This is a genomic window from Streptomyces sp. NPDC025833 (assembly GCF_055558055.1).
The window spans coordinates 376,264-397,795 of sequence record NZ_JBVHNF010000003.1; the positions used below are offsets into that span (position 1 = coordinate 376,264).

General features: G+C 70.7%; 37 protein-coding genes. 8 read left to right on the top strand and 29 right to left on the bottom strand.

Going from position 1 to position 21,532, the window contains the following annotated elements; genetic code table 11:
• Positions 1 to 10 precede the first annotated feature (10 nt).
• The 6 genes from ACZ4K2_RS06875 to ACZ4K2_RS06900 all read right to left on the bottom strand — a co-directional run bounded on the left by ACZ4K2_RS06875 (position 11) and on the right by ACZ4K2_RS06900 (position 6,722).
• Positions 11 to 925 (bottom strand): phage major capsid protein, encoded by a 915-nt coding sequence (locus tag ACZ4K2_RS06875; RefSeq protein ID WP_467474443.1) that lies wholly within the window; start codon positions 923 to 925, stop codon positions 11 to 13.
• Between the two features lie 132 nt (positions 926 to 1,057).
• Positions 1,058 to 1,855, bottom strand: coding sequence for a hypothetical protein (locus ACZ4K2_RS06880; RefSeq protein WP_467474445.1), 798 nt, complete (start codon positions 1,853 to 1,855; stop codon positions 1,058 to 1,060).
• 40 nt (positions 1,856 to 1,895) lie between these two features.
• The gene (locus tag ACZ4K2_RS06885) at positions 1,896 to 2,921 is read right to left on the bottom strand and encodes a hypothetical protein (protein WP_467769947.1); all 1,026 of its coding nucleotides are present in this window, start codon (positions 2,919 to 2,921) and stop codon (positions 1,896 to 1,898) included.
• Entirely contained in the window at positions 2,921 to 4,453 is a 1,533-nt protein-coding gene (locus tag ACZ4K2_RS06890) for a phage portal protein (protein WP_467474449.1), read from the bottom strand. The genes ACZ4K2_RS06885 and ACZ4K2_RS06890 overlap by 1 nt, the downstream gene beginning before the upstream one ends.
• A 99-nt stretch (positions 4,454 to 4,552) precedes the next feature.
• Positions 4,553 to 6,160: a phage terminase large subunit family protein gene (locus ACZ4K2_RS06895; protein WP_467474451.1), complete on the bottom strand. Its 1,608-nt coding sequence runs from the start codon at positions 6,158 to 6,160 to the stop codon at positions 4,553 to 4,555.
• A 4-nt stretch (positions 6,161 to 6,164) separates the two neighbouring features.
• Positions 6,165 to 6,722, bottom strand: coding sequence for a hypothetical protein (locus ACZ4K2_RS06900; RefSeq protein ID WP_467474453.1), 558 nt, complete (start codon positions 6,720 to 6,722; stop codon positions 6,165 to 6,167).
• Between the two features lie 122 nt (positions 6,723 to 6,844).
• On the opposite strand from ACZ4K2_RS06900, the gene ACZ4K2_RS06905 reads away from it, so the two are divergent.
• Positions 6,845 to 7,009, top strand: a complete 165-nt coding sequence (locus ACZ4K2_RS06905) for a DUF7218 family protein (protein WP_467474455.1) — start codon at positions 6,845 to 6,847, stop codon at positions 7,007 to 7,009.
• A gap of 259 nt (positions 7,010 to 7,268) precedes the next feature.
• Complete coding sequence (locus tag ACZ4K2_RS06910; RefSeq protein ID WP_467474456.1) at positions 7,269 to 7,391, top strand: hypothetical protein; 123 nt, start codon at positions 7,269 to 7,271, stop codon at positions 7,389 to 7,391.
• Between the two features lie 261 nt (positions 7,392 to 7,652).
• On the opposite strand, the gene ACZ4K2_RS06915 is transcribed toward ACZ4K2_RS06910, so the two are convergent.
• The 3 genes from ACZ4K2_RS06915 to ACZ4K2_RS06925 are packed head-to-tail and all read right to left on the bottom strand — an operon-like array spanning position 7,653 to position 8,674.
• Positions 7,653 to 8,027 carry a DUF6205 family protein gene (locus ACZ4K2_RS06915; RefSeq protein ID WP_467474458.1) on the bottom strand — a complete coding sequence of 125 codons (375 nt, stop codon included), beginning with the start codon at positions 8,025 to 8,027 and terminating at the stop codon, positions 7,653 to 7,655.
• Between the two features lie 58 nt (positions 8,028 to 8,085).
• Positions 8,086 to 8,322 (bottom strand): hypothetical protein, encoded by a 237-nt coding sequence (locus ACZ4K2_RS06920; RefSeq protein WP_467474460.1) that lies wholly within the window; start codon positions 8,320 to 8,322, stop codon positions 8,086 to 8,088.
• A 13-nt stretch (positions 8,323 to 8,335) separates the two neighbouring features.
• The gene (locus ACZ4K2_RS06925) at positions 8,336 to 8,674 is read right to left on the bottom strand and encodes a hypothetical protein (protein WP_467474461.1); all 339 of its coding nucleotides are present in this window, start codon (positions 8,672 to 8,674) and stop codon (positions 8,336 to 8,338) included.
• A gap of 124 nt (positions 8,675 to 8,798) precedes the next feature.
• Here ACZ4K2_RS06925 and ACZ4K2_RS06930 point away from each other — a divergent pair, with 124 nt between their 5' ends.
• Together ACZ4K2_RS06930 and ACZ4K2_RS06935 are read left to right on the top strand one after the other, a co-directional pair.
• Complete coding sequence (locus ACZ4K2_RS06930; protein ID WP_467474463.1) at positions 8,799 to 8,990, top strand: hypothetical protein; 192 nt, start codon at positions 8,799 to 8,801, stop codon at positions 8,988 to 8,990.
• Positions 8,987 to 9,184 (top strand): hypothetical protein, encoded by a 198-nt coding sequence (locus ACZ4K2_RS06935; protein WP_467474465.1) that lies wholly within the window; start codon positions 8,987 to 8,989, stop codon positions 9,182 to 9,184. Before ACZ4K2_RS06930 ends, ACZ4K2_RS06935 begins: the two co-directional genes overlap by 4 nt.
• Before the next feature lie 452 nt (positions 9,185 to 9,636).
• Here the strand turns inward: ACZ4K2_RS06935 and ACZ4K2_RS06940 are convergent, their stop codons facing one another.
• The 8 genes from ACZ4K2_RS06940 to ACZ4K2_RS06975 form a co-directional block, all read right to left on the bottom strand.
• Positions 9,637 to 10,194, bottom strand: a complete 558-nt coding sequence (locus tag ACZ4K2_RS06940) for a hypothetical protein (RefSeq protein WP_467474467.1) — start codon at positions 10,192 to 10,194, stop codon at positions 9,637 to 9,639.
• A 149-nt stretch (positions 10,195 to 10,343) separates the two neighbouring features.
• Positions 10,344 to 10,490, bottom strand: a complete 147-nt coding sequence (locus tag ACZ4K2_RS06945) for a hypothetical protein (RefSeq protein ID WP_467474469.1) — start codon at positions 10,488 to 10,490, stop codon at positions 10,344 to 10,346.
• Positions 10,491 to 10,578: 88 nt separating this feature from the next.
• Positions 10,579 to 10,827, bottom strand: a complete 249-nt coding sequence (locus tag ACZ4K2_RS06950) for a hypothetical protein (protein WP_467474471.1) — start codon at positions 10,825 to 10,827, stop codon at positions 10,579 to 10,581.
• 22 nt (positions 10,828 to 10,849) lie between these two features.
• Entirely contained in the window at positions 10,850 to 11,488 is a 639-nt protein-coding gene (locus tag ACZ4K2_RS06955; RefSeq protein ID WP_467474473.1) for a hypothetical protein, read from the bottom strand.
• Complete coding sequence (locus ACZ4K2_RS06960; RefSeq protein WP_467474475.1) at positions 11,488 to 11,892, bottom strand: hypothetical protein; 405 nt, start codon at positions 11,890 to 11,892, stop codon at positions 11,488 to 11,490. Before ACZ4K2_RS06960 ends, ACZ4K2_RS06955 begins: the two co-directional genes overlap by 1 nt.
• Positions 11,893 to 11,901: 9 nt before the next feature.
• Positions 11,902 to 12,606, bottom strand: a complete 705-nt coding sequence (locus ACZ4K2_RS06965) for a hypothetical protein (protein ID WP_467474477.1) — start codon at positions 12,604 to 12,606, stop codon at positions 11,902 to 11,904.
• Positions 12,603 to 13,547, bottom strand: coding sequence for a hypothetical protein (locus ACZ4K2_RS06970; RefSeq protein WP_467474479.1), 945 nt, complete (start codon positions 13,545 to 13,547; stop codon positions 12,603 to 12,605). Before ACZ4K2_RS06970 ends, ACZ4K2_RS06965 begins: the two co-directional genes overlap by 4 nt.
• 115 nt (positions 13,548 to 13,662) lie before the next feature.
• The gene (locus ACZ4K2_RS06975) at positions 13,663 to 13,827 is read right to left on the bottom strand and encodes a hypothetical protein (protein ID WP_467474481.1); all 165 of its coding nucleotides are present in this window, start codon (positions 13,825 to 13,827) and stop codon (positions 13,663 to 13,665) included.
• 188 nt (positions 13,828 to 14,015) lie between these two features.
• On the opposite strand from ACZ4K2_RS06975, the gene ACZ4K2_RS06980 reads away from it, so the two are divergent.
• From ACZ4K2_RS06980 to ACZ4K2_RS06995, 4 genes are all read left to right on the top strand, one after another.
• Positions 14,016 to 14,324: a helix-turn-helix domain-containing protein gene (locus ACZ4K2_RS06980; RefSeq protein WP_467474483.1), complete on the top strand. Its 309-nt coding sequence runs from the start codon at positions 14,016 to 14,018 to the stop codon at positions 14,322 to 14,324.
• Positions 14,317 to 14,730: a DUF6221 family protein gene (locus tag ACZ4K2_RS06985; RefSeq protein WP_467474484.1), complete on the top strand. Its 414-nt coding sequence runs from the start codon at positions 14,317 to 14,319 to the stop codon at positions 14,728 to 14,730. Before ACZ4K2_RS06980 ends, ACZ4K2_RS06985 begins: the two co-directional genes overlap by 8 nt.
• Before the next feature lie 72 nt (positions 14,731 to 14,802).
• Positions 14,803 to 15,039 (top strand): hypothetical protein, encoded by a 237-nt coding sequence (locus ACZ4K2_RS06990; protein ID WP_467474486.1) that lies wholly within the window; start codon positions 14,803 to 14,805, stop codon positions 15,037 to 15,039.
• Positions 15,040 to 15,080: 41 nt separating this feature from the next.
• The gene (locus ACZ4K2_RS06995; RefSeq protein ID WP_467474488.1) at positions 15,081 to 15,296 is read left to right on the top strand and encodes a hypothetical protein; all 216 of its coding nucleotides are present in this window, start codon (positions 15,081 to 15,083) and stop codon (positions 15,294 to 15,296) included.
• A gap of 95 nt (positions 15,297 to 15,391) precedes the next feature.
• On the opposite strand, the gene ACZ4K2_RS07000 is transcribed toward ACZ4K2_RS06995, so the two are convergent.
• The 12 genes from ACZ4K2_RS07000 to ACZ4K2_RS07055 form a co-directional block, all read right to left on the bottom strand.
• On the bottom strand, positions 15,392 to 16,375 hold the full coding sequence (locus tag ACZ4K2_RS07000) for an ATP-dependent DNA ligase (protein WP_467474490.1): 984 nt from the start codon (positions 16,373 to 16,375) through the stop codon (positions 15,392 to 15,394).
• Between the two features lie 3 nt (positions 16,376 to 16,378).
• Positions 16,379 to 16,573, bottom strand: coding sequence for a hypothetical protein (locus tag ACZ4K2_RS07005; RefSeq protein WP_467474492.1), 195 nt, complete (start codon positions 16,571 to 16,573; stop codon positions 16,379 to 16,381).
• The gene (locus ACZ4K2_RS07010; protein WP_467474494.1) at positions 16,570 to 17,190 is read right to left on the bottom strand and encodes a hypothetical protein; all 621 of its coding nucleotides are present in this window, start codon (positions 17,188 to 17,190) and stop codon (positions 16,570 to 16,572) included. The genes ACZ4K2_RS07005 and ACZ4K2_RS07010 overlap by 4 nt, the downstream gene beginning before the upstream one ends.
• A 32-nt stretch (positions 17,191 to 17,222) precedes the next feature.
• Entirely contained in the window at positions 17,223 to 17,495 is a 273-nt protein-coding gene (locus tag ACZ4K2_RS07015; RefSeq protein WP_467474496.1) for a LuxR C-terminal-related transcriptional regulator, read from the bottom strand.
• On the bottom strand, positions 17,492 to 18,079 hold the full coding sequence (locus tag ACZ4K2_RS07020; RefSeq protein WP_467474498.1) for a hypothetical protein: 588 nt from the start codon (positions 18,077 to 18,079) through the stop codon (positions 17,492 to 17,494). The genes ACZ4K2_RS07015 and ACZ4K2_RS07020 overlap by 4 nt, the downstream gene beginning before the upstream one ends.
• 53 nt (positions 18,080 to 18,132) lie before the next feature.
• Complete coding sequence (locus ACZ4K2_RS07025) at positions 18,133 to 18,363, bottom strand: DUF6354 family protein (protein ID WP_467474500.1); 231 nt, start codon at positions 18,361 to 18,363, stop codon at positions 18,133 to 18,135.
• Between the two features lie 31 nt (positions 18,364 to 18,394).
• Positions 18,395 to 18,748: a hypothetical protein gene (locus tag ACZ4K2_RS07030; RefSeq protein WP_467474502.1), complete on the bottom strand. Its 354-nt coding sequence runs from the start codon at positions 18,746 to 18,748 to the stop codon at positions 18,395 to 18,397.
• A 170-nt stretch (positions 18,749 to 18,918) separates the two neighbouring features.
• Positions 18,919 to 19,287 (bottom strand): hypothetical protein, encoded by a 369-nt coding sequence (locus ACZ4K2_RS07035; protein WP_467474504.1) that lies wholly within the window; start codon positions 19,285 to 19,287, stop codon positions 18,919 to 18,921.
• Positions 19,288 to 19,337: 50 nt separating this feature from the next.
• The gene (locus tag ACZ4K2_RS07040; RefSeq protein WP_467474506.1) at positions 19,338 to 20,312 is read right to left on the bottom strand and encodes a DNA-methyltransferase; all 975 of its coding nucleotides are present in this window, start codon (positions 20,310 to 20,312) and stop codon (positions 19,338 to 19,340) included.
• A complete protein-coding gene (locus ACZ4K2_RS07045; RefSeq protein WP_467474508.1) occupies positions 20,309 to 20,626 on the bottom strand; it encodes a hypothetical protein in 318 nt (105 codons plus the stop codon). Before ACZ4K2_RS07045 ends, ACZ4K2_RS07040 begins: the two co-directional genes overlap by 4 nt.
• Positions 20,627 to 20,703: 77 nt before the next feature.
• Positions 20,704 to 21,237: a hypothetical protein gene (locus tag ACZ4K2_RS07050; protein WP_467474510.1), complete on the bottom strand. Its 534-nt coding sequence runs from the start codon at positions 21,235 to 21,237 to the stop codon at positions 20,704 to 20,706.
• Between the two features lie 77 nt (positions 21,238 to 21,314).
• Positions 21,315 to 21,512: a hypothetical protein gene (locus tag ACZ4K2_RS07055; protein ID WP_467474512.1), complete on the bottom strand. Its 198-nt coding sequence runs from the start codon at positions 21,510 to 21,512 to the stop codon at positions 21,315 to 21,317.
• Between the last annotated feature and the right edge of the window lie 20 nt (positions 21,513 to 21,532).

The window sequence follows — 21,532 nt, forward strand, 5'->3', positions numbered from 1 at the left end:
TGGGGGTGGGTCAGCCGACGAGGATGCTGGCGCCGCCCGGGTGGCCGTAGGCCCAGCCGCGGCGGGCACGCATCTTCAGGATCGACTCGTCGGTAAGGGCGGAGAGGCCGTCGCGTCCGTCGATGAACACGGACTCCGGGCCGGAGCGGACGCCGAGGAGCATGAGCTCCGGGTTCACGAACGCGCAGATCGGGCGGCCGGTCGGTGTCGGGGTGGCGGTCGCGGAGATGCGGGCGCCGAGGCTCCAGCGGACCTGGACACCGAAGATGGTGTCGGGGGTGCCGGACAGGCCCTCCATGAAGATCGGCCGGTTCTGGGAGTCGAGGACACCGCGGAGGCTCTTGCGGAACGCCGGGTGGGCGATGGCAACCATGTTGCCCGGATCGAAGTAGTCGCCGCCCTCGACGCCGGCGATGGCGGTGGAGAACTCGGCGTAGCTGGGGGCGCCGGTGCTGGCGGCGGTGGTGATGTTGGTGCCGCCGGTGTAGCCGAGGGTGGCGTCGGTGGTGTTGAGCAGGGCGTACAGCGACGTGAACGGAACGGTGGTGCCGTTCGACGCGGCCGACACTGCCAGCGTCGCGTTGTCGATCATCTTGGCGTAGGACTTGCCCCAGCCGATCATCTTCGCCTCGATGACGTTGGCGACCGAGTCGTCGATGTCCTCTTCGGCGATGCGGGCGGCCTTGCCGAACTTGACGGCGCTGAGCAGGACTTCGTCGTTCAGCGAGGTGTCCTCGCCGTAGGCTCCGCCCTTGGCGACGACGTCGACGCCCATGCCGGCCGTGCGCGGCACGTGCTTGGTGTCGGAGCCCATGGGGATGCGGGAGGCAAGCGACTCGACCGCGCTGATCTGGTTGATGCCCTGGATGACCCGGCTGGTCTCGTACTCTTCCGGGATCCAGGCTTCCATGGTGTTGCGTGCCACGGGGCCCTCCTGCGGGCGTGTGATGGGGAGGCTGGTGGGCTCGGGCCCCATCACGGGCGCCTTCGCAAGCAAGGTCGTAAGCGCGATTCGATCTCCGAATCAAAGCTCACAGGCTAAATGTACCTGCGAATGTCAAGCTTTGCCCAGCAGTCGAGCCGCGTGGATCTCCGCCGTCGACCGCGGTTTGTTCGGTGCCGCCTGACGCGGGGCCGCCGTGGGCCGGGGCTTCAACTTGCGCTCCGGTACCGCGAACAGCTCCGGGTAGTCCCGACGCATCTCGTCCACCGCCGAGTCCAGCCCCGACACGGCGCCGTCCTCGTCAACGTCCAGGCCGTCCAGGTCCACCAGCTTCAGCAGCCGCTTCAGCCGGGACTCGCCCTTCTCTCGTGCCGACTCGGCGTTCGGGTCCTTCTCGTCCTGCAGGAACGCGAGCGCCCCGGCTTCGACGAGCGCGCCCCGGACCGCGGTCCGTACCAGCGGGGTGCGGTACCGCTTCTCGCCCTCCTCGCGGGCCTCGCGGAGCGCCTTCTCGTGGTCGGTCTCGTCGCCGCGCGCCTTGTCCTCCAACTCCTTATTGCGGAGCCGGTGGCGCTTCGCGTCCTCGTTGGCCTTCTTCAGCGCCGCCTGCGTCCGCGACCACTCGTCCTTGGACGGCGGCTTGTAGTCGTCTCCCTCGTCGGTCTTCTTCGCCGGGGGCTTCGGCTTCGGCGTCTCCTCCGGCTCCGGCTCGTCGTCCGTGACCGGCTCCGGCTGCTCCTCGGCCTCGTCGGGGACCTCGACCTCGGGGCTGTCATCGGTGTCCTCGGCGCCACCGGCGATGACGTAGATGGGGCGGCCGTCAGTGCGGTAGCCGAGGATGGTGCCGGGGGGCAGGCTGATCGGGTCGGGCTGGTCGGTGGCGGGGTGGATGCCCATGGTGTTCTCCTCCATCACGGGGGCTTGCGGCGGCCCATCGGCGGGCGCCGGGGGTCTATGCGGCAGCCGGGAACCGGCCAGTCCTCAGTGCGGTGCGAGCGCGGGCCTCGACCGCGGGCAGCAGATCATCGACGGTGCGGAGCAACTCACGGGCGGCACGCAGCCGGACCGCGCGGGACTCCGACGGCCGGCCGGTGCCGTAGCCGATGGAGCGCTCGGCCTCGCGGCGCAGCGCCTCCGGGAACGGCGTACCCGACGTCCGCCACACGTCGTTCCAGGGCACGGTGCGGCAACGACAGTGCGCGTGCAGTGGCGGCCCGTCCACGTCGGCCGCCCGCGCGCGGCGCTGGCGGGGATCCCACGACAGGCCGCCCGGAAACGGCTCGCCCGGCTTCGCTGTGCGGCCGGTGTAGGCCAGGCAGCGCACGCACGCATCGGCCTCCGACACCCACAGCCGCAGCGGGGCGGTCGCGCGGACGACGGCGTCCAAACCCTCGCGGACCGCGGTATTGATGACCCAGGCGATATGCGCCCGGATCACCGCCAGCACCGCCCGGGCCGCACCCAGCCCTGCGAGCAGGTGCGACCAGCGCGACACTCGATCCGGGTGCAGCAGGAACAATGCCCGGTCCCGGCGCTCGACCACCATGTCCCGAATGCGGCGCGCTTCATCCCGCAGTACCCGACCCGCGCGCGGCACCGACGGGGTCCGGCGTCGGCGGCCCGCTGCGGCCCGTACGAAGTCCGCGCCCTGCTGGACACCCATGGCGAGCGCCGGGGCGAGCCCGCCCTCGATGATGCCGGGCGCGCGCTCGGCGAGACTGTCCAGGACACCCCGGACGCCGACTCGTGCGGCGTTGATGACTCGCCGCAGCAGTTCACCCGACAGCGCGGGCTCGCCGGGCCCGCCGGGCCCGCCGGACAGCCGTGTCCACAGGTCGAGGCTGCGTCGGATCAGTTCCTCGAACGCGCGGTCAGCGCCCAGTAGGACCCTGCCGGCGAGCCGGTTCTCCAGGTCAATGACCTCGCCGGTGTGGTCGTCCTGCACGAGGCGAGTGAGCCGGTCGCTGGAGTACGGCATCAGCTTTCCTCCTGCGCCTGCGCAAGCGCTTCGAGGTCGCTGATCGTGTCGGACATGAGCGCACTGACCTGCTCGTTGGTGATGACACCGAGCGCGGCCGCGGCACCGAGCTTCTGCGCGCTGTCGGCCAGGCTGGCGAGGACGTCGACGCGGCGCTGCAGTTCGGCATCGTCGGTGCCGGCGAGCCAGGCGTCGACCTGCTCCGCGCGATAGCCGGCTTCCATGAGCGCTTGACGGCGCGGTACCCCGGCCTCGATCTTCGTCTTCACGGTCTGCCAGCCCTCGACCGTGGACACGGACCGGGCCGGTACCCAGTCGACGGTGACGACAGGGTCCTCGACCCCGAGACGGCGCAGGGCGAAGACGAACGCCTCGTGGAGGGCGGCGCCGTAGCTGGTCTGCCGGTTCTCCACTTTGGAGATGAACGGCCCGTCCTCTTCCTGAAAGGACACGCCGGACCGCTGCGTGGACTGCGGGTCGAACATGCGCAGCGGGGTCTCGGTGATCTGCGCCATCGCCCGCACGTTGAAGGTGATGGGGTCCAGGAACACGGACGGGTTGGCGGCGTCGAACTGCCCCACGCTCTTGTAGCCACGAAGTAGCCACATCTCACCTGGGCCCGCCTTCAGGCTGGAGTCCTCGCCGGAGTCGGATGGGCCGAGGCCGCGCTCGTTGGTGGGCCAGTCGCCGTCGTCCCAGTCGCCGGGCTCCAGGTCGCTGGTGTCCGTCGTGGATGTCTCCGTCAGCGCGTACCGCTGGGGTGCGCCCTGGTAGTCGACCGTGCCCATGTGGGTGGCCTGCAGCTTCGTGATCGCGTTCTGCGGGCCGTAGGCGCCGTAGTGCTCCGGAGTCCCGTAGGGCCGGTCGGTGCGGAAGTGGAAGCAGGGCTGTTCACCCCAGCCGTCGAGGAGCCACGACTCTGGGTCTTCTGGGTCGGCGGGCCAGCGCATCCAGTCCTTGGGCTGGTCGCCGCGGGAGTTGGCGCTTGTGGTCCACCGTTCGGTGCGGTCGTCGTAGTACAGCTCGGCCCGGTGGTACTTGCCCTCGCACCACTTCTTGATCGTGTACGCCTTGCGGCGCGGGTTCTCCTCGTCGTAGATGACGCGGACGGTCTGCGGGCTGTTGTAGTACATCTCGACCCGGACGACGTTGCCCTGCTCGTCCTCCACGGGCAGCACCATGAGGTAGGCGTCGCCGTACTCGCCGGCTCTGCGGAAGAGGTCGGGCAGTTCGATGTTGAGCCGGTTGTCCTGCCAGATCGACGAGATGAGGTCGTTGACGTCTTGGTCGGGGCTGGTAACGGAGGCGACCTTCAGCTTGTTGGTGACCGCGTTGACTGGGGTCTTGGCGAAGTTGAGGTCGAAGTCGATGTCGTGTGCCTTGAGGGCGCGGCGGAGGCGGGCGTTGGTGAAGACCTCGGGGACTTTGCCGTCGTAGTAGGTCTGGGCTTGGTCGTAGGCGGGGCGTGCCTCTTCGAGTTCTCCGATGCCGTACATGAGGTCGGCGCGCGGGTCGATCGCCTCGTCTTCCAATGCACCCTCCCGGCCGTCACCTTTGAATCGAAGGATAGACGGTTCAATTAAGTGCGTCATGCGCCCAGTCGGGCTGATTAATGCTTTGAAACCCAGGCATCAGGTGTACGCAGCCTTCGAAGCCGACGGCGCCGCCCGCTTCACCGGCGGGATGAACCGGCGCACCGCGCTGCCGACCGCGTCAACCATGTCGTCGTTCGGGCCCTTCGGGAACGTGCACATCTGCTGTTCCAGCTCCGGCAGCCGTCGCGCGTGCAGGACCCGGCCCCGCTGGTACAGTCCGAGCAGGCCCTCCGCGCGCGTGACCTTTGGCTCGTTCTGGTGGACCGTCTTCATCCGCACCGGCAGATCGTGCAGCACCGACCGCCACGCGTCGCCGCCCTGGTTGACCTCGATCAGGACCAGCCCGATCCGCGGATACTCGTCCAGCAGAGCCAGCACCCGCTCGCGCAACTCCGGGCCCGGGCGGACCTTCAGCGCCATTGCGGCGTGCACCGTGCACCGTCGGTGCTGCGCCGACCATGACACCACCGCCAGCCCGGTGAAGTCGGACGCGCGTTTCGCAGTGGTGGCCGGGTCGATGGACAGCATCATGTGGGTGACCGGATCTGCGCCGGTAACCGGGTCGACGCGGTCGGCCGCGTTCAGGGCGCCGGCGAGGCGGTCCAGTGGGCCCGGCATCTCGGGGTAGCGGAAGTCGTCCGGCGTCCACAGTGCGCCGTCCGCAGCCAGCGGATCGTTCGCCATGTTCTTCGCGTACGAGCGCGTGTGCCGGATCTCCAGCAGGTAGCCGATCGGCCACTTCGCCGGCCACATCGACCGTTCCGTGCCGTCCGGGCGCTCGACGATGGGCAGGCTGTGGTGCGCCCGGATTCCCTCGTCACGGATCCACTGTGCGACCTGGACTCCCTGGGCAGCCTTCACCAGTTGGTGGATGATGCTGCCCGGCATCGTGACGGTCCCGCAGATCGCCACTCTCGCGTAGATGTTCAGCGGCAGGATCGCGTCGAGCAGGGTAGTGAGCCGCTTCGCCGCGAGAGTCGCGGAGTACGACGCCTCGTCGGGTTCGATGTCGTCGCACAGCAGCAGGTCGGGGCGTTTCTCCTCGACCTTCATGCCGAGCGCGCTCGAATCGATGCCGTGCGCTGCGAAGATGAACCCGCTCTTCGCGATGTACATGGACTGGGTGTCGGCGACGTTCTGACCCGACGGCCGCTTCGCCGCGGTGCACAGGTCGGGGAAGTCGCGGCGCAGCAGCGGGTTGCCGTCGAGCTCCCGCTTGAACGTGGAGAGGTGGCGTTCGGCCTGTGTCGCGGCGGAGGCGAACGCCGCGGCGAACCGGACATGGCCGTGGGCGGCGGCCCACATCGGCAGGATGAGGAACCACCACGTCGTCTTGCCCGTGTTCCGCGGGGCGATCCACGCGTCGCGCTCCTCGGCCGGGCCCGTTGATGAGCGGACCCAGCGGCGGCCAGCGCGACACCAGTCGAGGTGGGCGTCGCCGAAGGTGATGTGGCCGTCTTCGTCTTTGAGGTGGTGGCGGAGATAGACGAGGGCGAACAGCAGCGGGTCGAGGCGTGTGAGGGTGCGCCGGCCTTCGGGGTCGGCGAGGAGCCGCGGGTCGAACTGGGCGAGGTAGGTGTCGAGGTTGAACGTCTCGGCGTCGAGGCCGTCGAGGTAGCTGGGGGTGCGGGTTGCGGTGGTCACTCGGTCAGCCCTTGGCGGGTCCGTCGAGGATCTGCCGCTCCTCCATCTCGGTGCGGGCCTTGGCCTCGCGGAGCATCTCCTGCAGCTCCAGGTCCTGCTGGGTGACCTCGTGGACGGTCGCGTCAATCTTGACGGGCTGGTTGAGGCCCATCATGGTCCGGAACGACTCCAGGGTCTGCCGGGCTTCGCGGAGCGCGGCGAGGACCGGGGCGTGGTCGCGGAGCGGGGTGCCGTCCTCGTCGGTGATGACCTTGCCGTGGGAGACGACGACGTGGTCGGTCTCGGCGATCTCCACCGCTTTCATGTAGGCCCATTCCAGGCGGCTGGTGTACAGCCGTAGCACCTGTTCGGCCGGGCCCTGGACGACTTCGCGGACGGCGCGCTGCACGGCGCGGACGGCGCCGGCGCGGTCGGCGTAGCCGAGGTGGTCGGCGATGGCTTGGTAGGTCCAGCCGCCGGCGGAGTAGAGGCGGGCTGCCTCGGCGTCGCGGCGGACGTTGTCCATGCTGCGGACGAATTGTCCTTTGCCGTTGCGGCCGGCGCTGCTGTCGTCGGCTGTCATGGTGGCCCCTCCTCATACGGGTACCTTTGAATCGTAGGTGAAAATGTGGCTCTGTCTTCGATTCGCGGGTGGAGGGTGGGGTGCTGGCTATGGTGTCCGACCGAGGAGGCCGGTACGGGTTCGTGTACCGATCGCGACAGAAGGTCTACCGGGCGCTGCGCCGCAAGGGCATGTCCAAGCGGCGAGCCGCGGAGATCTCCAACGCGGGCCGGACGTTTCCGCAGCGGAGCCTCATGGCCCGCAAGGCGGCGAGGACGCGGCAGATGCGCGGGCGTAAGCGTCACTGACACGGCGGGCAGCGGAGGCCCCAGAGCCGGCGGTGGCGCCGGGGCCTCACGCGCATGTGGGCTGATCTACGGGAAGCGGCGTCGGCTGTCGGTGGCCGGCGATAGCATCCCGGCACTGTGCGCTGGGGAGCGTGCGCTGTCGTTGGGGGGTTTCATGGGCATTCGGCTGTCGGGTGGCATTGGGCCGTTGCGGGTATCGGCGTCGCCGGGGCGGGCTGCATCTGGTTTCTTTGCGCTGGGTGCGGCGGCGATCGTGGGCATGTTCCAGTTGGTGTGGTGGATGCTGGTCGCCGGGTACTGGATCATGCGTGCTGTGTACTGGGAGGCGCCGCGGGCTGGTTGGCGGTGGTGGCAGCGCCGTCAGGGCCGGGCGATCGGGTAGCAGAAAGGGCGAAGGCCCCGATCCCTTGATGGCGAGGGATCGGGGTCTTCAGTGTGCTCGGGTCAGGCGTTAGGGGGCTCGCCGTGGTGGGCATCGGGCTGGGCGGGGTGCGGCTGGGTGGTCGCGTACACGCCGGGCCGGACCTGGGCCGGCGGGCTCAGGTGACAGTGGCAGGGGATGACGGTGCTGCAATCGGAGCAGAGCGCCACGGCGTCCTCCTTCTCGTCGTCGCGTTCGGGCTGTCAGGCGGTGGGCGATGGGCTACTCCTCGTCGGGCCAGACGATGCGCGGCGTCACCTTCTCCGCGCGACCGCCGCGGATGACGACGCGCCAGAGGTCGCCGTTCTCCTCACCCTCGCAGTCCAAGCGGCCGGTGAACGTGTGACCGGGGAAGGCATCGATGGCCTGCTGCACATGCTTGATCAGGTTGTACGCCTTGTAGTTGCCCTCCCAGCTCGGCACGAGTGCGGGGGCGGTCTTGCGCATGAGAGGGCCGTCGTCGGTGTCGACAGTCTCCACCTCGACGCGGAGCTTCACGTCGAGGTCGTCACCTGCGAACGGGCTGTCCTTGAACTCGCGCCAGGTGAGCGGCGGCTCGATGCGAATTTCTCCGTCGACAGAGGTGTTGTAGCCCATGGCGGGTTCCTTTCGGCGGTGGGTTGAGCGTACGGCGGGGGGCAAGCGGCGAGGGTGGTCACTCGTCCTCGTCACGTGCGGTCGGTTCGTCGTCCTCCTCGGCGCACTCCTCGCAGCCGGTCTTGGGCTGTTCGGCGTGGTCAGGGCAGACCGCGGTCACCTCGTAGGCGTCGACCATGCCCGGATCGGCGGCGACTAGGTCGGCCATGTGCGCCTCGGCCGCTGCTCTGCCGATCTCGCCGTGGAACCCGGCCTCGATGCAGGCGCCGTCCTCGAAGACTGCGTACTCGGTCACGGGGGTCCTCCTTTCAGGCGGCCAGGGCAAGCCGGGCGGTGGCGATGCGGTACGCGGGCTTGCGGGGTCGGTAGATGACGGCGATGCGGGCGACCTCGGCCGGGCTGTACCGGACACAGGTGCGGGCGCGGCCGTGGGTGTAGCTGACGGAGGGGGTGCCGGTGACGCCGGCCTTGGCGGCGTTCTTCCGGAGGCTGCTGGCGACGGTGCGGGCTTCGCGGATGGGGAGGCCGGCGGCGAGGCAGTGGGTGGCGAGGGTGCCGGTGCCGGTGCGGCGGATGCGGGCGGCGGCGCGGTGGGTGCGGGTCCGGGCCTTGAGGGTGGCGCGGCGGATGCGGTTGGTGGCGATCATCTGGACAGTCCCCCTGCTTCGGTGCAGTTTCTGTAATACGAGAATGCACCCGGACCGGCAGGCTTGTCAACCGTCCTCCGCAGATGGATAGTGATTTCTGTAATACGAACCCGTAGGAGGAGCCATGGCCCGGCCCGCAACCGGCCAGACACCCGTCAAGACCTTCCGGCCGCCGCCCGTGCTCTGGAAGGAAGTCGAGGACATCGCCGCCGCCGAGGGCCGGAAGAACTCCGAGCTAGTCATCGAAGCTCTGCACGACCTGGTCAAGAAGAAGCGCCGCGAGCGCCCGGCGAGAAGCGAGGGGGAGACCGCATGAGCGAGAACCTTGACCCCGCCGAACCGCACGACCACATTCGTGAGGCCACGCAGGCGATGAAGCGGCTCACCGGAACCTTCAACGCGGGTATCGCGCGCGACGTTGCCCAGCACCCGGACCTGGCCGAATTGAACGTGCAGATGGACGGCTTCTACGGCGCGGGCCCGGCGCGCCCGGACGAGGAGCCCACGTGAGCGCCCGCCGACCGTTGATCACCGACCGTTGACACTGGCCTCTGCCCCGGCGGCGGAGGGAACAACTCAGCCAACTGCCTTTACCGTGCTGGGTATGGCAAAGATCTACACGAAGTCGGAACTCGCGACGCTGCAACCCGAGCCCTGCCCCAGGTGCGGAACACCCGGCAAGCGCACCCTGCACGACGCCACTCACCCGGGAGAACTGGAGCGGTCCTACATAGTGGAATGGCGGTGCCCAGTAAAGGGCTGTACCGCGCAGCCCGAGGAATGAACAACGGCCCCGCCCGGATGATCCGGTGCGGGGCCGTTGTGCGTCTACGCGGCAGTCGCACGGGGGAGGCAGGGTCGCAGCTCCGCAACCCCCGCCGCTTGGTCAGAGCGAACCGCGCGGCTGCCGCTGGCCGAAACGCTACGACGCCGGTGGCCTGATGTCACTACCGCGGACGCGTTCAACCGCCTCGCTTCGAGACGTCGGTGATCTCTACGGACACCTTCGTACCCGCTGAAGCAGTCTGGATCATCGACGGCGTGTAGTTCAGGCTGGTCTGGCTCGATAACTCGGCCGTTGCGATGACCGGGCCGGAGTCAGTACCGCTGATCTCGTAGGTGATCTCGTACACGGCGTCCGGATCGATGCCCGAGCTGTCTCCCAGGTAGGAGAGTTTCGGCTCGACCGTCATGTTGCAGCCCGCTGACCCGAAGCACTGGCGTCTGGTGGTGCGCAGTTCGATGGTGAAGCTGTTGGCTGTGACGTCGGTGTACGTCTGCTCGGGTTCCTCGTCTGCGGCTGTTGTGGTGTCGTCGGCGGCCGGCGCGCTCGGCGTAGCGGCCGCGGCGGGCTTGCTGTCGTCGTGGTTGGACTGTACGACCACGACGCCGGTAGCTACGACGGCGGCGATGACAGCGGCAGCGGAGCCGATGATGACGAGGTTGGTGCGGGACTTCTTCGGTGCCGGAGCCGGGGGCGGGAAGCTTGGCGGCGGCGGTGTGGGCGTGGTGTCACTCATGGGGTCCCCCCAGGGATCGTGCGGTGGGGGAATCATCCGCCCGGCTGTGTGGGGTGGGAGGCGGATGTGGTCAAGCTGTGACCCGAACGAAGTGCGCCCCGCCGTCGACGGGGGGCGACAGCGGGGCCCGATTCCAGTGTGGCAGGACGTCAACGGCTTTGCTGGTCTTGCGGTGTGCCGGGGACGGGCTTGTCTGCCGGCTTCAGCCAGCCACCGCGGGACGCCTGGTAGACGGTTTCGTGTCCCTTCAGGCGCGGGTCGCCCTGGACGGGCGGTTTCTTCCAGCCGAGTGCCATGATGGCGGTCTCCTGTCTCGTGTGCGGGATGGGGACCGGGGCGGTCGGGCGCCTGGCAGCAGTCGGCCGCCCCGGGGCTTGGGGTGGGTCAGCGGCCCCAGCAGTTCGCCAGGACCGCAGCGAGCAGAAACATGAAGAACAGGAACGACCCCGACGGCATGCAGCCGCCGCCGCGGGAGGCGTCGTGCACCGACCGGACTCCGTCCCCCGCCGCCGGCGCCAACCCGCCATGCGCGGTACGGCGGTGCTCCAGCAGTTCGTCCTCGGCGGCCGCGCTGCGCGCGTGCTGCGCTGGCGAGACGGCCCCGCACTGACGGCACCAGTAGACGTACGGCATCGGAAGGGTCCTCTCGGGCGGGTCAATCAGCGGCCGTAGCAGGCGTAGCTACGTCCGTAGGGGCGGCTGCTACACCGCAGGTCACAGCCGTAGTAGCAGCGTTGCTACGCGGTTTGGAGAGGGGCACCGGTGGGGCCGGGGAGCGGGCCTCTGCCCACGCCTTCAGGTCGTCCCGGTGCACCCCCCGGTTGACCCGGTTGGCGGCATCCCGGACAGACGCCCGGATGGGGATGCCACGGCGGTCCAATGCGGCGGTCACGTCGGCGGGCGTGCAGAGGGGGTCCTGTCCGCTTTCGTGGAGCCACTCGACGACCCGCTTGATGTGGACGCCGGGGGCCTCGCCGATGAGGTCGTGGAGCATGCCTGGGAACGGGTCGGCAGGGCCCTCGACGGGCGTCTCCTCCCCTGCCTGGTGATCGTCGTCCGCTGCCTCATCGTGGGCGGGGGCGTGCATCCAGGCGGCGACGCACCATGCGAGGAGCAGCCAGGCTGCCCCCTTCGGGTACCGGGCGATCACGTAAACGATCGCGGTGGTCAGGCCGGCTGCGGCTTTCCAGCCGAACCGGCCCAGCAGGCGGGCCCAGAGCGCGCGGGATCCTGTGCTCAGCGGGCCGAGCAGGGCCAGCAGGGTGCGGATGAAGTCGGCGAGGCGGCGCACCATCAGGACACCTGCTGGCCGAGGTTGGCGATGGACTCGGAGACGGTGCCCCACACGCCGCCCGCGCCCGAGGCCGCGTACCAGAACACGATGCCGAGCAGGGCGACCTGCTTGGTGTCGAGCTTCTTGAACAGGATGACGATCGCCAAGGTCAGGGCGACGGCGGGCATGGTGACGCCGGGCACGATGCCTTGGGCGGCTTTCAGCAGGGAGCCGACCAGGTCCGGGACCAGTTTGAAGATGCCTCCGGCCGCCGCGTATGCCGACCCGGCGAGCATGCCGAGGACGAGGCACGGCCACCAGCCGAGGGGCTTGACCTTGCCGCCGCCCTTGATGCCCACGAGCAGGAGCACGGTCAGGGCGACGGCCAGGCCGACGATGCCGAGGTTGCCGAACACGCTGTTCACTGGGGGTCCTTACTGGCCGGGGGCGTAGAGGAGTACGCCGAGGGTGATGGAGGAGACGGGGATGGCCGCGGCCCAGGCGGCGGGCCAGGCCCAGGTGCGGGCTCGGCGGTAGAGGGCGATGGAGCACAGGCCGAGCCCGTACAGGACCCACGCGGATGTGCTGGTCCAGTTGCCGTCGGCGTACCAGGCGGCGGTGTTGGTGCCCCAGTGGACGAGGCCGAGGGGCCAGCCGGCTGCTGCGGCGGTGGCGTGGCGGACGAGCCAGCGGGTGCGGGGGCGGATGCTGTCCCAGGCGTCGACGAGGGACTGCCGGCGGGCGCGCTGCGGCTCTGTGGGGGGGAGTTGTGGCGGGTGCTGGGCGGTCGGCGGGGTCGTGGGGCGTTCCGTGCTGTTCGGGCTGATGGGGGCCGTGTTCGGGGGGATGTTCGGTGGGGTGTTCGCTGCCTGTTCGGTGTTGTGCTCGGCGGGCTCGGGCATCTGCTCGGGCTTGTTCTCCCACCAGTTCGGCAGGCGCGGCGACGGGCGGCGCGCGACCGCGGGGGCGGCCGGTTCGGTGCCGCCGTACAGCTCGTCCCACCACGCGTCGGACGGGTCGTCGGCCACCTGCGGCCGACGCTCGATGGTGGGGGTGGTCGTGGGTGCGGCGTCGGGGCCGACGCCCAGGCGGACGAGGAAGTTGCGGATGCGGCGCTCGTCGGCGCCTTGACTGATCATGCGTATCCACCCTTGGGCTGGCCCTTGCGACGCTCGCGGCGGACGGCGGCGGCGACGCTGTCTCGGTTGGCGGTGGGCAGCGCGGCCATGACGCCGCGGACTGCGTCGGCGTTGCTCGGATTGTTCGCGACCTGCTCGCGGACGAGTTCGGCGATGCTCGGCTGGTCGCGATCGGCGTTCGCGCTGGTGGTGGCGTTGTTCGCAATCTGTTCGCGGACCGTGTTCGGGTTGCTCGCGGTCGTGTTCGTGGTGGCGTTCGGCTGCTCGGCCTGTTCGCTGGCGACGGTGATCGCCTGCTCGGCGACCACGTCGAATGCGGCTTCGGCCGGGCCGGGGCTCGTCGCGGACGTGAGGGCGAGCGGTGTGCGGCGGACGATCTCGGCGCGCTTCTCCAGTCGTTCCAGGCCGATGGTGAAGTCGGCTTCGTCGTGGGCGAGGGTGATGCGGGCCTGGTCCTGGATACGGGCGATCTCGGCGTCGGCGCGGGCGTGGCTGAGGGCCGTCTCGTGCGCGGAGTCCCGCATCACGGCGTGCACTTCGGCTTGCTGCTCCGGGGTCGGGGCGGTGGGGTCTTTCATCGCTTCGAGGGCGAACGCCCACACGATCTTCCCGACGAGGACGACGAATGGTCCGGCGATGGCCTGGGCGCGGCCGCCGGCTTGGTTGCCGTGGATGACGAGGAGGTAGGCCACTCCGCCGGCGATGAGCCAGCCGGCTGTGGTCGCGGCCCATGTCCTGCCGAAGATGGTCACGCCGTGGTACTCGGCCCAGAGGACGGTGATCCATCCGATGTCGCCGGCGATGGCGACGGACAGGCCGAACCTCCCACTGTGCATGAGGTCGGTGATGGCGTATGCGGACCAGATGAGGGAGAGGACGGCCAGGGCGGCGGCACCGTAGAGGATGTGAGGGGGGCTGGGGTCGGTGCGGCGGATCTTCACGGTGCTTCTCCGGGAGCAGAGGGGGCCGGCCCCGCGGACGGGGGGATTGTCGTACGCGGGGCCGGCGGTCTGGTGGGTCAGTGGAGGTGGCGGCCGAGGAGGCAGGCGCCGAGGGTCAGGCGCCGTCCTTCCACCCGAGGCGCGCGCGGACGTCGCGTGCCTCGGCGTAGTCGGCGCGGCATGCCTCGACGGTGGCGGGCTCGGCGATGACCCGGTTGGTCTGCTGCGGCGTGAGGTCCGCAGGGGTGTGCTGGTCGGGCTGCTGGTCGGTACGCTCCATGGCGGACCTGCTCCTTTGATCGCTTCTGGGTGGGTCCGCCCCCGGCCATGTGGAGCGGCAACTCCGGCCGGGGGCTTTGTACGTAGCGGCGCGGGGTGACCCCCGAGGCTGTATGGTGACCATACACCAGTTGTGCGGTCACCATACAGCCTCTGGGGAAAGGCCCGCCGAAACAGGAAGGTGCGGGCGTGGCAGATGAGGAGGAGGTGCAGCGAGTGTTCGAGGCCCTTGACGCCGTGGAACAGATCGCCGACCCGGAGGCGCGGTCGCGTGCCCAAGTCCAGATCACGGCTGCGACACGGGAGCGGAGCGCCCGCTGGAACGCGGAGCGCGGTGCACTGGCCCGCCGGTTGAAGGACGAGGAGGGTGAGTCGGTGCGCGGCATCGCCAAGCGCTTGGGCATCAAGCCGGCCACGGTGCAGGATCTGCTGCGCGGCTACAAGGGGTCTGGGAAGGATCGGCCGGCCGCGGCGGAGCGGGAGGCCTCGGATGGATGAGCTGGTGCGGTGGCTCGGCGAGCAGCTCGACGAGGACGAGAGGATCGCGTGGGCGGCGGGCGGTCAGTGGCGCGAGCTGTCCGGGAACTGGGTGGCTGCGGGGTCCGTGTCATCGTCTGAACCCGCGCACCGGGTTGCCATGGTGCTGGTCGCTGACGAGCGCGCGCACATCGTCCGGCACGATCCGGCGCGGGTGCTGCGAGAGGTCGACGCCAAGCGGCGCACGCTGGAGCGGCACTCGCCCCACAGCAGCGGATCAGTCGACTGTTCGATGCACTGCGAGCGGGCACACCCCGGCGTGCAAGTCTGCAACCACGACGGCCGCGCCTGGCCCTGTCTCGACGTGCTCGACCTGACAGCCGGATACGCGGACAGGCCCGGCTGCCGCGTCGAGTGGCGGCCGTAGCCGCGCCTCGTTCAGCCCCCGTCTCGCGTGCCGAGGTCGGGGGCTGTGTCATGCCCGGCCTACGATCCGCCTGTGGACATCCCCGATGATCTGATCGCACTGGAACGCGCCGCCGAAGAGCAGCGAGCCAAGCTCGCCGGCCTGGACGGCGAGGAGTACGACGCGCGGCGCCGGGCCTGGCGGGAGGCGGCGCAGGCCGTTCAGGCGGCGATCGCCGACCACGCCACGGCGACCGGGCAGCCACGGTACGAGCTGGAGATGGCTGTGAAGAAGGCCGTCCGGCACACGGAGGAAGACCCTGCGGAGTAGCCCCGGGTGCGGCCGGCCGGTGCCGCGGTGAGGGTGGGGGTATGGCTTCAGCTCGTGTCGTCGTGGCGTCGCCCGCGGAGAACGGCGGCCGTCGCGTCTACGTCGACGGGCAGCCGCTGGGGACCGCGTTCAGCTTGCACGATCTTGCCGTGTTCCTGGAGCGGGCCGGGCTGGAGGGCTGGGACGAGCTGGATGTCGCGCAGCATGCCGAGCTGATCGAGTGGCGTGGCGGCGGACCGGATGTCTGGACGCAGTGAGGCGTCGGGCCGCGTGCCGCCACTGCCGGGGATGGGCGCGCCGGGCCTTGCGGATGGCGCCCTGGATGCTCGCGCTGCCGCGGGCTGCGCCGTCTTCACCCGGGGAATCGGGGGACGTCACCGCGGTCCAGGTCGGAGCGGACGCGTAGGAACCGGACCGGGTGCCGCCACCGCCCCTCGTCGACGGAGGTGTCGGCGAGGTACTCGACCACCAGCGCGGGCTCGACGGGCGTCACGTCCAGTTCGCCGCGGCCCCAGCCGGCGGAGAAGTGGCACCCATGCCACGGATGCTCTGCCCCGCCCGTGTGTAGGAGGGGGCCGAGGTCCCGGCGCGCGGCCGCAGACAGGGGGGCGGTCCGGGCCACGAACCGCAGCCGGCCTTCGTGGTCGTAGCGGCCGAGTAGCAGTGTGCTCGGCGTCCGGGCGCTGTCGGTGACCCCGCCGAGGAGTGCTTCGGCCGTTTCCCGGGCTCTCACCTTGATCCAACTGCGGCGGCCCGGGGCGTAGCGTTGGGTGGCGCCCTTGGCGACGATGCCCTCGATGCCGGCGGCGCCCCATGCCGGGTCGAGCCAGTCCTCGGCGACCGCCCGGTCGGTGGTGGCGGGGCAGAGGGTGAACGGGGCGACGAGCACCCCGTCCGCGATCAGGTTCTCCAGCAGGGTGCGGCGCTCCTGGTACGGCCGGTCCAGGAGCTCTACCCCGTCGGTCTCCAGGACGTCGAAGACGATCAGGTGGGCTGGCTGCTGCGCGGCGGATTGGAGCGCGCTGCGGCCGCGGCGGCGGGCTCGTGCCTGGAGTGCCCCGAAGTGGAGTCGGCCGTCGTGGACGACGACGAGTTCGCCGTCGAGGACCAGCGGCTGGTCAAGGGCGAGCGCGGCCGCGGCCAGATCTGGGAACGCGGGGGTGAGGTCGGCGCCGTTGCGGGACTGGATGTGGGCGTGGCCGGGCCGGGCGAAGACGATCGCGCGGTACCCATCGGCTTTCTGCTCGTAGGCGAGCCCGCCCGGCAGGGCGTGCTCGGGCGGCAGGGCGGGCCAGGGCTCGGCGAGCATCGGTGCGATCGGCGGGGTGAGGGCCACAGCTCAGGTGTACGCGCTGGCTGCTGGGGCCGCACGTGGACGGTGGTGGCGGCCGGTCGCGCTGCGTATGTTGGCTCGGGCCTGGGCGAGGCTGGCCCGGGCCCGCTTGGCGGCCCGGCGGGTGGAGACGGCGGACCAGACGGCGATGACCGCGGCGGTGCCGCTGATGGCGAGACGGATCCAGTCGGCGGTGGTCATGCCGCCCGCCTCTCCGCGAGGGGCAGCCGGAGCGCCTCGCTGTGCCCGTACTGGGCCGAGCAGGCGGGGCAGCGGACGCCCGCGGTGTCGAGGGTGACGCGGAGGGTGTGACCGCAGGAGCAGGTGACGCCTATCCGACGGGCCGGCTTCTCTCCGCCGGTTGCAGCCTCACACTGGCCTTTGAGCTGCGCGGTCTCCCTCGCGAACTCGTCGAATGCCCCGTGTTCGGCCGCGGCCCAGGGCAGCAGGTTGCGGAGCCGGCTGACGGCCTGGTCGAGTTGCTGCTGCAGGTCGCCGTCCCAGCGGGGGTGCTTGTAGCCGAGCGTCTCGTGCCAGTCGATCAACCAGGTCTGCAGGACGGTGACGACTCCCCCGCGCGCGGCCAAGCTGAGCGGCTGGAGCCGGACGGGCAGCGGCGCTGTGCGGCTCCCGGAGACCGCGGGCCCGCCCGTCCCGCTGCCGGGGTGCAGGGAGTCCGCGAGGCGGGCGTACAGGCCGTCGGGGTCGGCGAGCGCGCGGAGGTTGGCGGCGACCCTCTCGGTGCAGGGCCGGCAGGTCTGCAGCTCGTCGTCGTACAGGGCGGCCGGGCAGACGATGCAGGTGCGGGCGGCGTCCATGGCGGTGCCTTTCGTGCGGGCCGGGCGGTGGGTCAGGAGCGGGGCAGTTCGATGTCGTCGGCGTCGAGGAGTCCGGTGACGAGGGCGATGGCGACGGCGTGGGCGCGGTCGCGGGCGCCGAGTTTCCGGTAGGTGCGGTGGAGGCGTTCGTTGACGGTGGATGCCTGGATGCCGAGGCGGCCGGCGATCTGGCTTGCGGTGTAGCCGCTGCCGGCGAGCGCGAGGATCTCTTTCTGCCGGCTGGTGACGGCGGCCTTTGGCTGGGCGGGGCGGCGGGTGCCGGTGTACGGCGTCGACCAGGTCACGGCCGTCCTTTCGGCAGGTGGAGGTCGGGCCGCCCGCAGCAGTGCTGGGTGCCGTCTTCGACGGTGGCGGTGGCCGGGCAGTAGTAGAGGCGGCCGGTCGCTTGGGTCGCCGCCGCCGGCGCGGGCTGGTTGAGGGCGGCCAGGATGCGGCGGGCGATCGCGGGCCCGGTCCAGCCACTGCGCGCGATGTCGTCGGCGTAGGCGCGGGCGCGGGCGATGGCGGCCTCGGCGCACTCCGCGCGCTGTACCGCTCGGGCGCGTTCAGCCTCGGACCGGTTGGACGTGTCGTGCGCGATGCTGAGAAGTTCTTCGACCTGGTCTGCTCGCTTGCGCTGGTCCTCCCACTGCTGAGTGGTCGGCGAGGCGTCGCCTCGCCCGCATGCGGGGCAGTAGCCGCGAGCCACTTCGCGCAGAGCGGCGATTTCGGATTCGAGTTCCTCGACGCGTCCGGCGTAGCTGCCGGCGGCGGCGGCGGACTCGGCCTCGATGCGGTCGCGGAGTTCGGCCTCGGCGCGGTCGAGGCGGGCGCACAGGTCGGTGTACTGGGCGAGGGTGAGCTGGGCGAACGGGATGCGGTGGTTCACGGCTGCTCCGTGGATGGGGGCCGCCCCGCGTGGGGGCGGCCGGCGGGCGGGGGTTAGGCGGGGCCGATGTACCGGTAGCCGGTGCTGGTAGGCCGGAAGCGGTCGAGGCGGATCCGGGTGCGGCGGCCGGGCTTGGCCTGCTGGTGGCCGGCGCCGCGGGGGACGGCCAGTTCGCAGGTGGCGTGGGTGTCGTCGATTTCGACGATGCGGAGCCGGCGGCCGTAGCTGCGGGGGTCGTTGTCCTGCCAGATCTGGCCGGTGGCGGGGGTCGGGGTGTCGGTCACGGTCTGCTCCTGGTGGTGGGCGGGGTGCGGGCTACGGCTGGGCGAGGACGGCGCGGGCCACGGCGAGGGCCCACGGGTTGACCACGCCCTCGTCGTCGCCGTCGGCCTGGTCGTCGAGGAGATCGGCGAGGGCGAGGCCGGTGGCGGGGTCCATGGCGGCGGCGTAGTCGCCGACGGCGGCGTGGACGTAGGGAACTCGGCCTCTGCCGCCTCCGCCGAGGAGTGGGCGTACTCCGGTCGCCCACAGGGTGGTGAAGGTGGAGTCGGGCTGGTCGGGGTGGTGGCGGGTGGTATGCCAGTTGCTGCTGCCGCTGTTGTCGGCTGCGGCGGTGGCGAGCGCGCGGAGCGTGGCGGCTGCGGTGCGGATCTCGTCGGCGGGTGTCACGGGTTCTCCTCGGTGCTGGATCGGCTGCGGCGGGGCTGTGAAGCTCTGTGAGGGTCCGCCCCCTCCCGGACTGCCCGCGCGGGCTGTGCGAGCGTCAGGCGGGCGTACAGGGCCGCCAGAGGGCCCGCCGTGGGGCCGTGCGACGGGCACGACCCCCGGCAGGCGGGCGGTCAGGCGGAGTCGACGGGCGACTGGAAGCGGGAGCAGACACAGAGCACGACCGTGCAGCCGCGGTAGTTCTCGTGCTGCCTGAGCGTGTGGAGGCAGGCGTCGCACCGGGAGGCGAGGAGGGCCTCGGTGGGCGAGACCGGCGCCTCGTCGGCCGTGGGCTGCTCGCCAGCCAGCCGACGCAGTACCTCGTCCCGGTGACGGTCGATGAGCGCCTGAGCCTCGTACCGGTCCTCGCCCGCCTTCCGCAGCAGGACGTACAGCTCAGCCTCCGCCGCGCGTCCGGACGGCCGGTTGAGGCAGGTGTCGGGGTCGACGGTGCGGCAGGGCAGGCCGGTGGTGGTGGCGGTGAGGTCGTGCAGGCTGGTCATTCCGGCGCTCCCGGGGGGTTGGTCGTGCGGCGGTTGGTCGGCGGCGCTGGTCAGGCGGTGGTGTCGAGGTCGAGGACGCCTTGGGCGAAACGGTCGCGAGCGAGGTCGTGATACGCGGGGTTGAGGTCGATGCCGATGTATTTCCGGCCGAGCTGGCGGGCGGCTGCGCCCGTGGTGCCGGATCCGCTGAAGGGGTCGAGGACGGTTCCGCCCGGCTTGCAACCCGCCTGGATGCAGCGGAGCGGCAGCTCGATGGGGAACACGGCGAAGTGGGCGGCGGGGTAGGGCTTGGTGGTGATGTCCCAAACGTCTCCGGGGTTGCGGCCGAGAGGGTGTCCGTCGACGCCGGGCTCGTCGCGCTGTGAGGTTGAGTGAGTCTGGGCCGGGAGGACGCCAAGGCGCTGGCGCTCTTTGTGACCTCGAGGCCTGCGCTGCGGGCGCATGGTGTGGGGCTCGCGGATGGCGTCGAGGTCGAACCAGTACCTCGAGGCCTTCGTCAGCAGGAACAGGTGCTCGTGCCGCGAGGACAGCCGGTCCGTGACGGACTCGGGCATGGCGTTGTGCTTGTACCAGATGACCTCGTTTCGGAGGATCCACCCGTCGTCCTGGAGGGCGAAGGCGGTGCGCCACGGGATGCCGATCAGGTTCTTCGTCGGCAGCGCCGTGGTGCCGCGGATGGTCTCGGCGGTGAAGGTGCAGTCTCGACGTTGGCCGGTCTGGCCCTGCTTGTGCGTTGATCCGGGCGGATAGGCGTAGCTGTCGCCGAGGTTGAGCCACAGCGTCCCGTCGTCGGCGAGCACGCGGCGTGCTGCGGCGAACAGCTGGCGCATCGTATCGACGTACTCGGCGGGTGATGCCTCGAGGCCGTACTGCCCTTCGGTGCCGTAGTCGCGGAGTCCGTAGTAGGGCGGCGAGGTGACGATGCAGTCGACGGAGGCGTCGGGCAGGGTGCACAGAGTCTGGAGGGCGTCGCCGAGGAGCAGCGTCACGTGCTCGTCGCGGTAGTACTCGGCGGGCGTGGTCATGCGCTGTGCCTTTCGTGGTCGGTGGTGGCGAGGTACTGGGCGCAGCCGGCGCAGATGCCGGGCGTGACCGGGTCCTCACCCGGTCGGTGCACGGACTGGGGGTGCGGGCAGCAGACGGCTGGCGTGGACGACGGCTGCGCCGCGGGTGCGGTGAAGCGCATCGCGGTCCGGGCCTCGACAACGGTCTCCAGATCGGCGATCAGCGAGCGCACCCGGTCCGCCTCCCACGCGGGCAGCAGGATCAGGGACTCGTGGACGGTGCGGCGGGCCTCAGCGACGAGGGCGTCGGCGGCCGCGCGGTCGGGCTGGGTCATCGGGGCTCCAAGGGCTGGGTAGGGTCGGGGCAGGCGGCGGCCCGCGGTACGAGCGCGGGCCGCCGTCGTCGCGTGGGTCATGCGCTGGCTTCGTCCGCGGCCCACACGCCGCACGCCGCGTCCAGCTCGTCCGCGCGCTCCCATGAACCGCCGATCACCCCGCCGTCCCACTGGGCCCGGCCACCGTTGAAGAAGTGGCCGGCGCCGATCTCGCGGGCGATGACCTTCCGGGCGGCCTCGACCACAGCAGCCGGGGAGGCGTAGCCGTGCACCGGCAGGTCGGTCGGGTACTCGTTGCTGCCGTCGCTCTTCAGCTCGGCGAACTGCCAGGCGGGGCCGCGCTCCGGCTCGCCCTGGTCGGCCTCGATGCCGGTGTGCCACTCCCAGAGCAGGAGCAGACCGTGCGGCCACGCGGCACCGTCTTGGGCGTCTTCGTCGTCCGAGCTGATCGTCTCGGACGGATCCAGGGTGATCACGGCATCGAGGTAGCAGTAGGTGCCGCGGGTCTCGCCGTCGGACGTCCAGCAGTGGTCGGTGAGGTTGAGGCCGGCGGCGGTGAGGGCGTCACAGACGGCGGTGATGTACGGGTCGTGGGGAAGCTGCTCGGACATGATTTTCCTCCTGTTTTGCAGTGGTTTGGGGCGGTAGTGGCGGCCACTGACAGCGGTCGTCGTCGTGCGGGGCCGGCTCACGCGAAGGCGGGGGCAGGCTGTTCGTCGGTCGCGCAGTACTCGCAGAGGTCGCGGCCGTCGCGCTTGTGGACCCAGCCCATGCGCTTGGCCTCGCGACGCGCCTCGCGGACGGTGGTGGCGCTGGGCACAGTGCTGCTGTCGAACGGCTGGTGACAGCCGCTGCAGAACAGGAACGCGCGGAGGAAGGCGGTCATGCGGGTCTCCTTGGGTGCTG